This window comes from Evansella tamaricis, assembly GCF_019042215.1.
Taxonomy (GTDB): domain Bacteria; phylum Bacillota; class Bacilli; order Bacillales; family Salisediminibacteriaceae; genus Evansella; species Evansella tamaricis.
The window spans coordinates 14,006-30,244 of record NZ_JAHQCS010000073.1 but is presented as its reverse complement, the minus strand read 5'-3'; the positions used below and the strand labels follow the sequence as shown (position 1 = coordinate 30,244).

Annotated in this window: 12 protein-coding genes; 5 read left to right on the top strand and 7 right to left on the bottom strand. The window is 37.4% G+C overall.

The window, feature by feature from the left end; genetic code table 11:
* Positions 1–63: 63 nt before the first annotated feature.
* The 4 genes from KS419_RS06920 to KS419_RS06905 all read right to left on the bottom strand — a co-directional run bounded on the left by KS419_RS06920 (position 64) and on the right by KS419_RS06905 (position 5,128).
* Positions 64–933 (bottom strand): sugar ABC transporter permease, encoded by an 870-nt coding sequence (locus KS419_RS06920; RefSeq protein WP_217065357.1) that lies wholly within the window; start codon positions 931–933, stop codon positions 64–66.
* A complete protein-coding gene (locus KS419_RS06915; protein WP_217065356.1) occupies positions 933–2,234 on the bottom strand; it encodes a sugar ABC transporter permease in 1,302 nt (433 codons plus the stop codon). Before KS419_RS06915 ends, KS419_RS06920 begins: the two co-directional genes overlap by 1 nt.
* Positions 2,235–2,296: 62 nt before the next feature.
* A complete protein-coding gene (locus KS419_RS06910) occupies positions 2,297–3,613 on the bottom strand; it encodes an extracellular solute-binding protein (protein WP_217065355.1) in 1,317 nt (438 codons plus the stop codon).
* 600 nt (positions 3,614–4,213) lie between these two features.
* Positions 4,214–5,128 (bottom strand): AraC family transcriptional regulator, encoded by a 915-nt coding sequence (locus tag KS419_RS06905; protein WP_217065354.1) that lies wholly within the window; start codon positions 5,126–5,128, stop codon positions 4,214–4,216.
* 138 nt (positions 5,129–5,266) lie between these two features.
* Here KS419_RS06905 and KS419_RS06900 point away from each other — a divergent pair, with 138 nt between their 5' ends.
* The 3 genes from KS419_RS06900 to KS419_RS06890 all read left to right on the top strand — a co-directional run bounded on the left by KS419_RS06900 (position 5,267) and on the right by KS419_RS06890 (position 10,761).
* A complete protein-coding gene (locus KS419_RS06900) occupies positions 5,267–6,667 on the top strand; it encodes an MATE family efflux transporter (protein WP_217065352.1) in 1,401 nt (466 codons plus the stop codon).
* Positions 6,668–7,269: 602 nt separating this feature from the next.
* Positions 7,270–8,244, top strand: coding sequence for a TAXI family TRAP transporter solute-binding subunit (locus tag KS419_RS06895; protein WP_217065351.1), 975 nt, complete (start codon positions 7,270–7,272; stop codon positions 8,242–8,244).
* Positions 8,245–8,796: 552 nt separating this feature from the next.
* Entirely contained in the window at positions 8,797–10,761 is a 1,965-nt protein-coding gene (locus KS419_RS06890; RefSeq protein WP_217065350.1) for a TRAP transporter permease, read from the top strand.
* A 108-nt stretch (positions 10,762–10,869) separates the two neighbouring features.
* Here the strand turns inward: KS419_RS06890 and KS419_RS06885 are convergent, their stop codons facing one another.
* Together KS419_RS06885 and KS419_RS06880 are read right to left on the bottom strand one after the other, a co-directional pair.
* Positions 10,870–11,724, bottom strand: a complete 855-nt coding sequence (locus KS419_RS06885) for a MurR/RpiR family transcriptional regulator (protein WP_217065349.1) — start codon at positions 11,722–11,724, stop codon at positions 10,870–10,872.
* A 12-nt stretch (positions 11,725–11,736) separates the two neighbouring features.
* Positions 11,737–13,137: an aspartate aminotransferase family protein gene (locus KS419_RS06880; protein WP_217065348.1), complete on the bottom strand. Its 1,401-nt coding sequence runs from the start codon at positions 13,135–13,137 to the stop codon at positions 11,737–11,739.
* Positions 13,138–13,408: 271 nt separating this feature from the next.
* Here KS419_RS06880 and KS419_RS06875 point away from each other — a divergent pair, with 271 nt between their 5' ends.
* Together KS419_RS06875 and KS419_RS06870 are read left to right on the top strand one after the other, a co-directional pair.
* Positions 13,409–14,575, top strand: coding sequence for a KamA family radical SAM protein (locus tag KS419_RS06875; RefSeq protein ID WP_217065347.1), 1,167 nt, complete (start codon positions 13,409–13,411; stop codon positions 14,573–14,575).
* A gap of 200 nt (positions 14,576–14,775) precedes the next feature.
* Entirely contained in the window at positions 14,776–15,537 is a 762-nt protein-coding gene (locus KS419_RS06870; protein ID WP_217065345.1) for a hypothetical protein, read from the top strand.
* 58 nt (positions 15,538–15,595) lie between these two features.
* Here KS419_RS06870 and KS419_RS06865 read toward each other — a convergent pair whose 3' ends face one another.
* Complete coding sequence (locus tag KS419_RS06865) at positions 15,596–16,186, bottom strand: hypothetical protein (protein WP_217065343.1); 591 nt, start codon at positions 16,184–16,186, stop codon at positions 15,596–15,598.
* Positions 16,187–16,239 lie beyond the last annotated feature (53 nt).

Genomic DNA, 16,239 nt, shown 5'->3' with positions numbered 1-16,239 from the left:
TAATCCTTCTTCATGCCGTACCTTTTCCTTTTTTAGTTACTTCCCTCAAACCATCCTCTAACTTTAACCCTTCGTTGCTCCAGATGTTAAACCAGTAATGAGATATCTTTGTAAGAATAAGAAGACGAGCGCAATAGGTACTGCGATTAAAATCGCCCCTGCAGCAAATCGAGTAAAGTTATTTGCAAATTGATCATTTACAAAGTTAAATAACCCAAGAGCCAAAGTGAAATTCTCTGGACTTCTCAATACGATTCTTGGAAGTATAAAGTCCATAAAAGGTGCCATGAAGTTAAATAATGCAACAACAGCTAATATTGGTTTTGCCAAGGGAAGCATAATAGTAAAGAATACCCTGAAGTGCCCTGCTCCATCGATCCTGGCTGATTCATCTAATTCCCTTGGGATGGTATCAAAATACCCCTTCACAAGGAAAGCGTTCATGGGTATTGCTCCCCCAACATAAATAATAATTAATCCGATTAAACTGTCCAATAGGTTAACCGTAGCTAATAAAATATATAAGGCTACCATAGCCATAAGAACAGGGAACATTTGTAATAGTAGGAATGCATATAACCCGTTTTTTCTACCTTTAAATCGATAGCGTGAGAAGGCATAAGCCACTAAGCATACAATGAACGTTGCAAAAAAAGATGTGGCAACTGCAACGATCAACGAGTTCTTATACCATGTTAAATAATTGCTTCTCGGATCAAAGAACAGCCATTCATAGTGAACTAAAGACCAGTTTTCTGGAATCATTTGAGCTCCGTATAAACCTCTTCCAGGGTTTAAAGATAAACCAAATGCCCATAGGAGAGGATACAAGATAATCACAAACATAATGCCTATTATTGTGTATAAAATAGTTAATTCTAATATATTTTTTTGTCTTTTCGATAATCTTCTTTTCTTTACAGCAGTACTCATTAGAAGTTCCCCTCCTCTTTAAAGGAACGGGTACGACGGAATTGGAAAAACGCAAACGTCGCCACCATTAATCCTAAGATGATTGAAATGGCTGCTGCCATATTGTATTGCTGGTTATCGAAGGTTAATCCATATATCCATGAAATTAATATATCTGTACCTCCTGCTGTTTGACCACGGACAGCAGGTCCCCCTTGGTTAAAGAGGTAGATGATATTAAAGTTGTTAAAGTTAAATGAATATTGCATGATTAGTAACGGTGCCGTTGCAAACATAACGTGCGGGAATGTAATGTTCTTAAATTTCTGCCATCGGTTTGCTCCGTCAATGTCTGCCGCTTCATACCAGTCGGAAGAGATACTCTGAAGTACACCTGTAAATAACGCAAATACGAATGGAAAACCAAGCCATACCTGAATCATAATTAATGCCACTTTCGTCCAGAAAGCATTTTGTAACCATGGAATTCTTGTATTAAATAAAGGTTCAATGATCTGAAGGTTTATAGCACCGAAATTATCATTAAAAAGGGCAGAGAATATAATGATTGTCACAAATGCTGGAACTGCCCATGGTAAGATAAAGACCGTCCGAATGAGTTTTTTAAATTTAATACGTTTATCGTTAACAATAATTGCTAAGAATAGTGCCAGCGCGATTTGAAGGGAAGTAGCTACAAATGTCCAAATTAAAGTCCATGATAAAACGTTGACAAATGCAGTTCTCCACTCCTGTATGCTAAATAATCGGATAAAGTTTTCAAACCCCACCCAAGAAAGGAGATGTCTTGGAGGAGCATTATAAAGGGAATAATTTGTAAATGCTAAAAACACCATGAAAAGAAGGGGAAATACTACAACAAATATTAGTAAAAATAACCCCGGTGAAATTAAAATATATGGGAAGCTCGTATCCCATGCATTCTTAAATCCCTCTCGAATGTTCGGGACTGTCCAGCCTAATTGAATTCTCTTTGCGTCCTTATAAGCATCCATGATATTCAAATAATAGATTGTTAAGAAAAATGCCAAAAAAATAAGAGATAAAATTCCTTCACTTAAGAAGACACGGGAATCGTGTTCTCTAGGAATTTCCCCCAACGTCACCAATCCAACTAATCCAGAGGATATAAAATTGAACATCACAATTGCAAAAGCCGCAAAGAGAATGAATAAGGATGCACCTTTCACAAAGCGCTTATTGTATAATTGTCCAAGTCCTGGAATAATTGAGAGCAATGCAGCTACAGTTGGCTGATGTTGAGGATTAACTAAAGTCTTTTGTTTTTCATTTGTAGCCATAAGTGCGGTCCTCCTGATTTAAAGAATTGGGATTGAGAGTGGCCCCTCAACCCCCTTATTTTTTAAGGCTGCATCATTGCGATTTGCTCACGAATTTGTTCCACAGCTTCATCTAAAACTTCTTGAATATCATCACCTTGAGTAATAAATTCTAAAGCTTCTGCAATTGGATCCCAAACTTGCCCCATCTCAGGAACATTTGGCATTGGCTCTGCTAGTTGCGCTTGATCAAAAATAGCCGCCATAAATGGATCGTCAATGGATACCGCTGAATGTGCTGGAATTTCCCTAGCAATTTCAAAATACGTTTCAGAGTTTTCCCCATTTGTAATAAATAATGCTAGTTCCGTAGCCCAATAATAATTATCAGAATAATAGTTTACTAACCAGCCTTTGTTACCAGAAAAAGAGTTCAGCGGTTCCCCGTCCCATGTTGGCAATGTTGAAATAGCTAAATTATCTCCGATATGTTCACTGTAATCTGCAATGTTCCAAGGTCCAGTAACTACCATTCCCACTTTACCTTCAGTAAATAGACCATTCATAATGTCTCCATCAATGCCTACTGGCATCAAGTCCTCTTCAAACCAAGCTTGAATAGTTTCTGCTGCCTCAACAGCACCTGCATTGGATAAACCAATGTCATCTATATCATAAGCACCACTTGCATCCTGTGCAAAAATGTAACCACCTTTACCAGTTAAGAATGGATATGTGAAATAGAAGTTTGTTGCTTCCATTAAAAATCCATAAGTATCTCCATCTGTTAACTCCCTGGCAATATCCATTAACTCATCCATGGTTTCAGGTGCCTCAGGTACTAGCTCTGTATTACGGAAAAGCCCGTAAGTTTCTACAACCGCCGGAATACCATATTGTACACCTTCATAACTAAAAGATTGTACCGCTTCTTCACTATAGTCCCCTAATCGGGCAAGTTGATCGTCAGTTAATTCTAACTCCGCTGCAAGACCTTGCAAAACAATATCTCCCATTCGGTCATGGGGTTGGAAAAATAAGTCCGGTCCTAAACCTTGCGGACCATCAAGAGATAAACCATCCACTTGATCTAACATGGAATACGGAATGATATTAACATCAATGCCATATTCTGCTGTAAAACGGGCAGTAATCTCTTCGTAAGCGTCCAATTGTGCATCCTCGTCGTTAACCCACATCGTTAATTCTTCCGGTTTTTCTGGAACATCACCTGCTACATCATCACCATCATCCGTATCCTCTGTAGCATCATCTGTTGTGTCCTCTGCCGGATCATCAGCTGGTGTTTCTGTTTCTTCATCACTACTACAAGCAACTAACGCAATGGAAAGTACTAGCAACAACATTAGGCTTAATAACAACGACTTACTCTTAAACATTTCGTTTCCCCCTTAAAAGTTTAAATTCTTTTTGTACAAATACGGTTTTCTTTTGAATTACCCTCAACTCATTGCCGGATCAAAAACGCTTAAAAGTAATCGCTTTCAAACCATTTAAAAAAGGGATAATCAATTAAACTACTACTAGTTTAATAGTATCAAAGGGTAGTAATAAAGAGAAATGAAACAAAAGACAACCGTTTGCACAAATGTCGCAAAACAAAATCACAGTTAATTCTGTGAAATCGTTTGCATCATTTAATTTTATTATACTATTACGCCCAAGAAAAACAACCTTTTTTTTGTAATTTTTTTAAATAGTTTTTATTTTTTCTTCCGTTTTTTCTTCCTCTTTTTTCTCCAATAATTAAAATGGATGAATAATTCCCTAAACCTTACCTAGATTTAACGGTTGGAAAAATTACAAACCATGTAATTCAGACAAAAAAATGATCAAGCATTATTATAGTAAGCATCTGCATCATTATATATATAGATGAATTTGCTCCATATTTTCCTGAATACTTCATATATAAGATTATAAATAATTAATACACCAGTGGGGATGCAATCGATTGCACTTCCCCTTGACTATTCGATTTATTCCATTTTCCCCTCCAGAACATTATTTTCACTGGGTGATTGTTTGGCATAGCTACCTCTCATTCTCCTATATTCTCCTGGTGTCGTCCCTTCTCTTTTTTTAAATGTCCTTGAAAAATAACTGACATCTGAAAAACCACACTCATTTGCTATCGTAATAAGATCTTTATGCTCGTTTACTAACTTTCTTTTGGCAACGGATAAACGATAATAATTTAAATACTGGACAGGAGTCATCCCTATTACTTTTTTTAACGACCTCGTCAAATAGTCTGGGTGATATAATAATTCTTTCGCCATCTTCTTTACAGTAAATTCATGATCTTTGTAATGTTTATGGATATAATTGATAATCTCATCTGAAACTGTACGGGCACTCGTAGGAACCTCGATCACATCCTGCTGCAATTGTATTAATAAATCATTAAAGAAGAGTTGTTGTTTTATTTTATCAGCAGGATCATTGGAATCATCTAAAGATACAACCTTTATAAATCCTTCTTCTGCCCTTTCCGTCGAATGAAAGGAACCCATTCTTGGTAAATGCAACTTGAACTGTGCCGCTTCCGTAAAGGTATTATCCCGAACTAAAACCTTGGACCAATCCAGTTCATTCGCTGTAATAAGATTGTACTTCCCAGGGAGGTCAAAATGGATCCAATAATACTTAGTTGGAACATCACATGCCATGTACCCCCCATGTTTTTTTCCAGGCGCTAATATAATATACATTCCCTTAGTTATTTCATATTCTACATCGTCTTCTTTCATATATAATTTCCCTTCAACAACATAAATTAAGTCAAAAATATGAAATACCCTTTGAAAATGTTTTTCCCCAACCCTGAAAGTGGCAATTCCACCTTTAATAAATATTGGTAAAGGTGGAATTTTACATAATAAAGTATCCAAGCTATTCACCCTTTAAGTCGTTTTTGTACAATTATAATCGATTTTAATCCTTCAATACTTAAGTATTATCTTATAATATTATGTAATGAATTGAAAAGAAAATGTACAATTTTAAAATTCGAAATGTGAGTGATAAGCATGAGCGACAAGACACAAAAGAATGCAGCAAAATTTACTCTTTATGCTTTAACTTGGCCAATTTTTATTGAAATCCTCCTCCATATGTTAATGGGGAACGCAGATACGTTAATGCTCAGTCAATATGATGATAATGCTGTTGCAGCAGTTGGTGTTGCAAACCAAATAATGAGTATTATTATCGTAATGTTTGGATTCGTTGCAACGGGGACTACTATATTAATTGCACAGTACCTCGGGGCAAAACAAAGGAAAAAAGCCAGCCACATTGCAGTGGTATCCATTATTGCCAATTGCGCCTTTGGATTAATTCTTAGCGCGATTCTCTTTATCTTTGGTGAACAAATACTTTTACTTATGAACTTACCAGAAGAATTATTAAGTCCATCGCTTATTTATCTTCAACTAGTGGGTGGATTCTCCTTTGTTCAATCGTTGATTATGACTTTTGGTGCTATTGTTAAAAGTCATGGATTTACGAAAGACGCTATGTACGTAACCATCGGGATGAACATCGTTAATGTTTTCGGAAACTATATTTTTATATTTGGGGCATTTGGTCTGCCAGTTCTAGGTGTAACCGGAGTTGCTATCAGTACAGCAGTAAGCCGTATACTGGGACTTATTGTATTATTTATCTACATGTATAAACGGTTAAACGGTGAACTTCCTTGGTCCTATTTAACCAAAAAATTTCCAAAGGAAGAACTTCAGCAGTTGTTAAAAATCGGGGTGCCTTCAGCAGGAGAACAATTATCATACAACGCCTCTCAAATGGTGGTTACTGTATTTATTGCAACGATGGGAACGGCAGCCCTAACCACAAGAGTATATGTGTTTAACATTATTATGTTTGCAATGTTATTTTCCATTGCCATCGGTCAAGGAACACAAATATTAATTAGTTATTTAATAGGAAAGGGAAAGGTAAAAGAAGCATATCACCGCTGTTTAAAAAGTCTGTGGATAGCCATGGCGGTATCTACTTTTGGTACTCTCGTTTTTGCTTTATTTAGAGAGACCCTTTTAGGTATTTTTACTGACAACCCTGAGATCATAAAACTCGGTGGCATTTTAATAATTATGTCGATCATTCTTGAGCCTGGAAGGGCATTTAACTTAGTAGTTATTAACTCTTTAAGGGCTGCAGGGGATGTGAAATTTCCAGTATATATTGGAATAATTTCCATGTGGGGAGTTTGTGTGACTGTTTCCTACGGAGCAGGTATCATGCTAGGATTAGGGTTAGTAGGGATCTGGCTCGCATTGATACTAGATGAATGGATTCGTGGGGTTCTTATGTTGTTCCGCTGGAAATCGAGAAGATGGGAATCCATGGCCTTTGTTAACAAGAAAAGCGCAAGCGCCTCTGGTCACGAGCGTAGGGCACTGGAGGAATGACAACATGAATTCCGCTCTTTGACTTCAGTTGTCACTTCCGAAGTGCCCCGCAGCAAGTAGGCGATGGAGCTAGACAATAAGAAAAGCGCATTCGCCTAAGGTCACGGGCGAAAGTCACTGGAAGGACTTTGACAGAAGCCGCTTTTTGGCTTCCGAAAAGGCCTGAAGTGATCCGAGCCCGTAGGCGATGGAGCTAGACTAGCCCGAAGGTGCAAAAACTTCACTCTCTTATCTTTTATGAAGGAAAAATTAGAAGAGAACGAAAAATATTTATTCGAGTAAATTCGAGCAAGAATGCTATCATTCTTGCTTTTTTTTATATTTATACAACATTTATACAGTCCCCTTTCGCACTTTAGTATGCTAACAAACCATATCAATTGGAAAGTTCCTGAAATAGATTTTATTTTAAAAAACTACTAATTAAGGTCATCACCTTTATTTTATCAAGTATTTTTAAACTGTGATTCTATTAATCTTCTAATCCAATTGAGAAATTTTTGACAATTATATCATTTTCTGATTAAATTAATTAAGGTACCAACAATTATTTATACGAATGTTGGTATAGAAAAAAGAATCTATTTTAGGGGGAATGGAATTTGAAAAAGAAAATCTTTTCCATGTTTGCACTTTTAATAGCATCGGCACTAGTCCTTGCTGCCTGTGGTGGTGACGATGGCGTAGATCTTGGAAACTTGCAACTTGGTACAGGAAGTACAGGTGGAACATATTACCCATTAGGTGGGGAAATGGCTACGGTTATTAACAACAACATTGAAGGATATGAAGATTTTGACTTAAGTGCAGTTGCTTCTGGTGCTTCCGTTGAAAACTTATCAGAAATTGGACAAGGTGGTTTTGAACTTGGAATGACTGTTCACCTCCCTGCCCTAGATGCATTGAATGGTGAAGGAGATTTTGAAGGGGGATCTATTGATAACTTCGGCTTTATGGGTCATATTTATCCTGAAGTTATGCAAATTGTAACTCCTGCTGATTCTGGTATTGAAACAATTGCTGATCTTGCTGGCAAAAATGTAGCTATTGGACCTCCTGGAAGTGGAACACAAGCTGCTGCAAGATTAATTTTAGAAGCTTATGGTCTTTCAGATGATGATTATAATGCTTTTGAAGAAGGCTTTGGTGACGCTGCAGGACGTATTCAAGATGGAAGCTTAGATGCTTCATTTGGTCTTTTAGGGTTACCAGCTGGTAGTATCGACGAATTAGCACTTCAACGTGATATCCGTATGATCTCTATCACTCCTGAAGGTCTTTCTTATATTGAAGCTAATAGTGGATATGGCGCTTTAACTATACCTGCTGATTCATATGACTTCTTAACGGAAGACGTCCAAGCAATCACTGCTTATGCCATTTTAGTGGGATCTACTGATGTCATTGATGAGGACCTTGGGTATGCCATTACAAAGGCTCTATTCGAAAACAGAAGTGAGATTTCCCACGCACAAGGTGCACATTTAACGAAAGAAAACGCACTACTTGGTTCTGATGGACTTCCTCTTCACCCAGGTGCAGAGAAATACTTCAAAGAAGCTGGACTTCTGGACTAACAAGAAAAGCGCAAGCGCCTATGTACACGAGCGTAGGGCAGTGGAGGAATTACAACTAGAAGTTCGCTCTTTGACTTCGGTTGTCACTTCCGAAGTGCCCCGCAGCGAGTAGGCGGTGGAGCTAGACAACTTGCCCGAAGGTCCTAAAACTTTTAAAATCTTATCTTTTAAGATTAGAACTTAACTAAATCGAGGCCGGACCTCTACCAGTGTCCGGCCTTTTTTAAACGATAAATTAATGAGGTAAGAACTTTAATATCAATATTTGTATAGGAAAGAAGTATTTATTTCATGCTAATATGGGATAACATTTGGATTCTTAATTTTTATATATTTAATTTGTGATTGTTTGAAAAACTATAATAAAAATTAGGTAAAGCCAACCTAATCCCTAATCACCGATTATTTTCTCCAGAGTAATACCTTCAATTTCTTTTGACACATGTTTAGTCAGAATATCGACGAAAACGCAGGATTATATATACCCTCCTACTTTTTCGTCGATTTATTTTTACATAACGGTTATGAATAACTATTTTAGGTGGTGAATGTATGAATGAAAAAGAAGCACTAACCGAAGAACAGCAGCAGGAACTACTTGCAAAATATGATAAGGAATCTTCCTACCGACAGGACACTGGAAAATGGGCCTGGGTCATTTCATTCCTTGCCATATCCCTTACTCTCTTTCATTTGTGGAGAGCTTTACCCATAAATGGACCATTGGTGTATTTGTTACAGGGCGCCGTTCACTTAGGTACGGGATTAGGTCTTATATTCCTTCTCTATCCTGCGAAAAAAACAGGAATTAAACGAAAGGGAGTTCCATGGTACGATGTTTTATTTGCATTTTTAAGTATGGGTTCATGTTATTATATTCTATTCCAGTATGATTGGCTTACCCAAGGTGCATTAAGGTTTGGATTCACTCCTTTAGACATCACTGTAGCAACAATCGGAATCCTTCTTTTATTAGAAGCTACCCGTAGGGCAGTAGGAGTTCCAATTGTAGTAATTGCAGTAATTGCTATTTTATATGGATTATTTGGGACAAATATTCCTTACTTTGGACATGCTGGTTTTGATTGGGAGAGATTATCCAGAAGATTATTCTTCTCATCTGAGGGGATATTTGGTACTCCTATACAAATTTCTTCCACATTTATATTCCTTTTCCTATTTTTTGGAGTTATGTTGACAAAAACTGGAGTAGGACAATATTTCAATGATTTAGCATTCGGTGCAACCGGAAGATATACAGGTGGAACAGCAAAAGCAGCTGTTGCAGCATCTGCCCTTCAAGGAATGGTTACTGGAAGTTCTGTTGCAAACACGGTTGCTTCAGGCTCTTTTACGATTCCAATGATGAAACGCGCTAAATTCAGACCAGAATTTGCAGCTGCTGCCGAAGCGTCCGCATCTACAGGTGGTCAAATTATGCCACCAATTATGGGAGCTGCTGCGTTTATTATGGCAGAATACGTCTCTGGAGTTTCCTACAGTGATATTGTTATCATTGGTATAATTCCTGCAATACTTTATTTTACAGGTGTTTTTATGGGAACACACTTTGAAGCGAAGCGTCACGGGATTACCGGTCTACCAAAGGATCAGCTTCCTACACTAAAAGGACTTTTAAAACGTGCGGATTTACTTCTTCCACTCGTGGCAATTGTATATATGTTAATGGATGGTTATACTGCAAACACAGCAGCTCTATCTGGAATAGCAACAGCATTCGCCGTCAGTTTTTTCCGAAAAGATACTCGCATGGGTCCAAGTGCTATAATAAATGCACTTCAACAAGGTGCTCGTGTGGCATTGCCAGTTATTGCAGCCTGTGCCAGTGCTGGGATTATCGTAGGTGTCGTTGTATTTACTGGCTTAGGATCTAAAATAGCCGGCGGTTTGTTAAGTATGGCAGGAGACAGTCTCTTCCTTCTACTCTTCTTTACAATGATAGCTTGTATATTACTAGGGATGGGGCTACCTACTACTGCTAACTATGTTGTTACGGCAACAATGGCTGCGCCAGCATTAATTCAATTTGGTGTAGAACCTATCGCAGCTCACTTCTTTGTTTTCTATTTTGGAATTGTTGCAGATATTACTCCTCCAGTATGTTTAGCTGCATACGCAGGGGCAGGTATAGCGAGGGCAAATCCTATGAAGGCCGGTGTCAACGCCTTTAAGCTTGCAATTGCTGCATTTATCATCCCATATGTATTTGCATATAATCCGGTGCTCCTATTACAGGGTGCAACCTTTGGTACACTAGTGCCAGTCTTAATTACAGCGATCTTGGGTATGTTAGCTATTAGTGCTGCAGTAATGAATTATTTCCTTTACAATCCACTATGGTTTGAAAGAATTCTCTTATTAGGTGCTGGTATAATGCTTATTATGCCAGATAACTTACCAGTGGAACTAGCAGGACTAGGATTATTCTTAGCAATCGGTGTTTTACAATTTATGAGAAAACGACGCCATGAAAACCAAGCAAAGGAAACGGCGTAAGTAACTATTTGTTTAAAAAGAGGGTGTCATCAAAAGCTAGGCTTTTGGTGACACCCTCTTCCTTATTCTTTCCATGAAAGAGTAATACTTCTGAATCCACACTTCTCCTTAATCATAAAACACATCAAACTTACCCCATAATTCTTCCAGGTCCTTTAAACGTCTTTCTACCTGCTTGTGTTCTGATCGTGTCAATGCTGTAATAAGGGCACTAGCGATACTCATTGGTGCTGCAAAGGAATCAATGAAAGAATTTATCTCTGTAGATGCAATTAATGTTCGATCTCCGAATGGGACTAGTGGGCTCATTAAATGATCTGTAATAACTAATGTTTTTGCCCCATGCTGCTTCACATATTTTAATACTTCCACCGTTCGTTTTGTATAACGAGAAAAACCTAAGCCTATAACTAGATCTTCCTCAGTTATATCTAAAAGATGTTCGGAGACACCATCTGCCTGTCTAATCAGCTCAGTATTTTGAAGAACTAGGTCTAAGTAAAATTCGAGGAATACACCTATGCTGGTAGCACTTCGATATGCAATGATATAAATTCTTTTTGCTTCAATGATATCACTTACTGCTTTTTCAAAATTACCAGAATCGACTTGACCTAATGTCACCTTCAAGTTTTGAATATCATCCGACAGCACCTCAGAAACAACATATTCGGTTTGATCATTTTCATCAGTGGTTCTAACTAATACTTCTGCAGATGTCATTTTACGCTGTAAAGCTTCCTGCAAATGTCTTTGAAAATCGGGATATCCCTTATAATTTAGAAAAAAAGCAAACCGAATAACCGTTGCTTCCCCCACCTGTACATTTTTTGCTAATTTTGACGCTGTCAAAAAAGGTGCTGTTTCGTGATTCTCGATAAGATAATTTGCAATCTTCTTGTGAGATTTGCTCATCCGATCACGATTTTGAATCATACGTCTGTAAACATCACTTTCTAGCACGATTCCTCCCCCTTATGACATTCCATCTCCCCCTAAACGTTTATTCAATACAGTTTGGTAAGCATTTAATGTTGCCTCCAGCTCCTTTTCCCCGTGGGAAGTGGAAATACTGTATCGATTTAATGGTTTCGTATAGATACCTTCGTTTAACAAATGAAAATCCATTTCTTTCCTTAATTCAAGATTCGTTTTCTGGAGATCCCGGTAATGTCGAATATTGCTGTCACGTGTACATATTACACTAAAAATAGTTCCTAAACCAACCGTTGATAACGGTACATTAGCTTTTTTTCCTAAGTCTTCAATTTTCTCCCGTAGTGTATTAGTATACGCCAGCGTCGCGTCAAAATCCTGCTCCAGTCTTTGAATAGTTGCTAATCCTGCAGCTAATATTGTTGGATGTCCATTATAGGTACCACTATGGAACAAAATTTCCTTCGCAGAAGATTCTGCCCCTTGCCCCACATCGAAGACATCTCCAGCTGCCTTAGGCTTACTAATCGAAAGAATTTCTTCCTTTCCACCGACTAAACCAATAGGAAATCCACCGCCAATTACTTTACCAAGAGTAGTAATATCAGGTTTTATATTATAAATTTCCTGACCTCCACCTAGAGCCGAACGAAATCCTGTTTTCACTTCATCAAAGATTAAAACGATCCCATGTTTTTTCGTTACATTCCTTAATCTATCCATAAATTGCTGTTCCGCTGGAATAAATCCCCCTTGAACAGGTTCAATAATTATAGCTGCAAGTTCCGTTGCATGCTCTTCAATTAATTTTTCCGTTGCATCAGGTTGATTAAAAGGTAGTACTAATGGTTTTTGATCAAGATAGAAATCCATCCCTGCTGATTCTGGAACCGCGTTTGGCTTATCTTCGTCCCCAGCCTCTGATAAGGGAGGATTAATACTGTAAAGTACTTCATTATAACCACCATGATAATGTCCTTCGAATTTTGCAATCTTCTTTTTCCCAGTATAAGCACTAGCCAAGCGTATCGCTAACAATGTAGCTTCTGTGCCAGAGTTTGTATATCGTATTTTATCCATAGAAGGATAATAGCTCTTTATTTTTCTTGCGAAAGTTGTTTCTAAAGAATGTGGAGTTCCGAAGAGAAATGTCCCATCCTCGAACAATTGATCTTGTATAGCCTTTTTTATATCATCATGTCCGTGTCCTAAAGCTAGTGATCCATAAGCCATTAAATAATCCACATATTGATTTCCATCTACATCTTCTAACCATGCTCCATTTCCTTTGTTCATGACAATGGGATATGGTGCAAAATGTTTAATATTTGCAGTTACACCACCTGGTAAAAATTTTTCTGCTTCCTTCATTTCCTTATAAGATTTACCTGTCTTTGCTCCATATTGAATAAATGGATGCTCAACCTTACGTATGGCCATTGTTAATCAACTAACCCCTTTCTTTCTTCACTTCATTTTTTTGAAGGATTTATTTCATTTTATGATATCTTCGCTTGTCTGTGAAGGGCATTTGTCATTAAATTCAATAAAATAAATTGAAATGAAAAAAATAAAATAAGAGTGAGAAAACTGAAGGAAATATTTCATTCCTTTTAAAAAATAGATGTTTTCTTCCGTTTTTGACCTAATATAAGGATTACGTTTATAATAAACAGGAAACTATTAATCTAATACTTGGAGGGTGATAAGGATGGCGCAACCAAAATACATCATGAATATTGATAAAATAACGCAGATTCCAGAAGAAGAGCGCGCAAAGTTAAAGAAAATCACAGAAAAATTCGTTTTTCGTGTAAACGATTACTATTTGAGTCTAATTGATTGGAATAATCCGAACGACCCAATTAAGAAACTAATCATACCAAACGAAGGTGAATTAGCTGAATATGGTCGCTGGGATGCTTCCGATGAAGACACAAACTATGCTGCTGAAGGATGTCAGCACAAGTATGGTACAACAGCACTTTTAATTGTATCTGAAGTTTGTGGGGCTTATTGTCGTTATTGCTTCCGTAAAAGGCTATTCCGAAACGACATAAAAGAAGCCATGTCAGATGTTCAACCAGGTATTGAGTACATTAAAAATCACCCTGAAATTAATAATGTTCTATTAACAGGGGGAGATTCTCTTATACTCGCCACTAAAAAATTGCGACTGATCATTGAACAATTGCGGGAAATTCCACATGTGAAAATTATTCGTCTCGGATCTAAAATGCCAGTATTTAACCCTATGAGAATTTATGAAGATGAAGAATTGTTAAAGTTAATCAACGAGTTCTCAACACCAGAGCAGAGGATCTATGTAATGGCACATATTAACCATCCTGTAGAAATTACGGAGGAAGCCAAAAAGGGATTTGATGCACTTCACAAAGCAGGGGCAATTGTAGTTAACCAAACTCCTGTTTTAAAAGGAATTAATGATGATCCGAAAGTGCTTGGGGAACTGTTAGATAAACTGTCTTGGGCTGGAGTTACACCTTATTACTTCTTTATAAACAGACCTGTTGCCGGTAACAACGACTTCGTCTTATCTCTAGAGGAAGCATATAATGCCGTAGAACAAGCTAAGGCAATGACTTCCGGGTTAGGGAAACGTGTACGCTTATCCATGAGCCATACTTCTGGTAAAATTGAAATACTTGCTATTGAAGATGGAAAAGCATACTTAAAATATCATCAGTCTCGTGATAACAATTACGGTAAATTTATGGTATTAGACTGTCCTAAAGATGCTGCTTGGTTTGATGATTTACCGGGCAACGAGCAATATTGGACTCCTCCAAAGAAAAAATTAGACACTTTCATAGGTGCTAATGAAAAAATTAAAGAGGAAAAGACACTTACAGTATAAAAGCCCATTTTTTTGGTATTCAAACCCCACTTTGGTATTCTAAAAGTGGGGTTTTACCATTCTATTCACTACTTTTACGATACTTCCAGCAATCCTTTTATAATAGAAAAGTACCATCATTTCTAAATATATTTATTGATTCGGTCCTTCTCTTTTTTTTGTAAAATAGATGTTGTAGTTTTATTAAAGGGGGATTCAACTTGGAAAAGAGGTTTTTATTTTTTATTGTCATACTTTTATTATTTCAACCAGGTTGTCAAGCAGAGTCTTCGTTTACTAATACTAGCCAAGAAATACCACTTCCTGTTTATGAAAAATTAGAAAAGTATCCCTTATCAATAGAATTTATAGAGTCTAAAATAACAGACATGGAAATTACACTTCAATTCAAGTTATCACATTTAGATGAAACTCCCCTGCTTCTTAATGATTATGATATTCATTGGCCATCATTTGTCTTTGACCAAAATGATGTTCCTTATCAAATTAAATCAGTGGAAAAACTCACTGATGATCCTAACACTTTACCCTATGAGGGGTATATAGAGATTGTTTTAAATCCCGGTACCCATCAGAAGGAAAAACAGCACTTTTTACAATTGCCTCTTTATATAACTCCATCCCTTTATCGGCATGGTTATCCATTTTCCTTGACTGATGAAAGAATGGATAATATTAATACAGGAGATATAATTCTTAAAGATGTAACAATTGATGGTAACGTTCTCACATTTACTATGGAAGACCAACATCCCGAGGCAGGAAAAAGAATCCAATATTCATTTAAGCACTTGATAGATGGTTTAGAAGTGTACCCTTTGTTCACTAGATTTGATGCGAAAACATTAACTGTCGAATTAGAGTTTTCCACTTCCCTATCTACCCCATCTGACATAATCATTCATCGTACAACGGTGGATCTCCCTGAATGGAGATTTTCTTTTATCATCCCTATAGAGTAATTGTTTTTTTCATTCATAAAAAAAGTGTCTCATTTTAATTTGAGACACTTTCTTTTTTTTAATCGAAATCTCCGTCATCCATTGGCATATATCCTGTTTGTTGGATCTCAGGTGTTCCATAGGTTGGGTAACTCGATTCACCCTGAGGTGTCATTTCATTAACTTGTGACTCCTGGCCATATGGTAACGGTTGAACAGGGTATCCTTGTTGGTTCATTGGATGCCCTTGGCTAGAGTGCATGTAGTGCCCCTGTGATATAGAAGGTTCTTGACCATGTACATTTGGCATCATTGCTCCTGGTGCAGGTGCTCCTGGTGCAGGTGGCATTCCAGTAGGTCCAGCAGGCACATAATTCATATGTCCAGGATGTCCGGGATGTCCGTTAATCCCTTGGTGAGGCATTGTACCTTGGTAATTCGGTGGTGCGAAACCAGGATTAACTGGCCCATGCATCGGATGCATTAAAGATGGATGTTGATATTGATGATGTTGATGATGTCCATAATGATTTCCATACATTGTGTTATTAGTTGGGGACATTGGATGGCCGTGTCCCTCTTGCGGCATTACTCCATGTGGCATTTGATTGGCGAACTGTTGATGTATCATAGGCTGTTGCCCTTTTGGTTTTTGACAATTACAACTCATTCTTCTTCCCCTTTCTTCTTACAGGTTATTTTCAAATTCAATTCATAGTATGA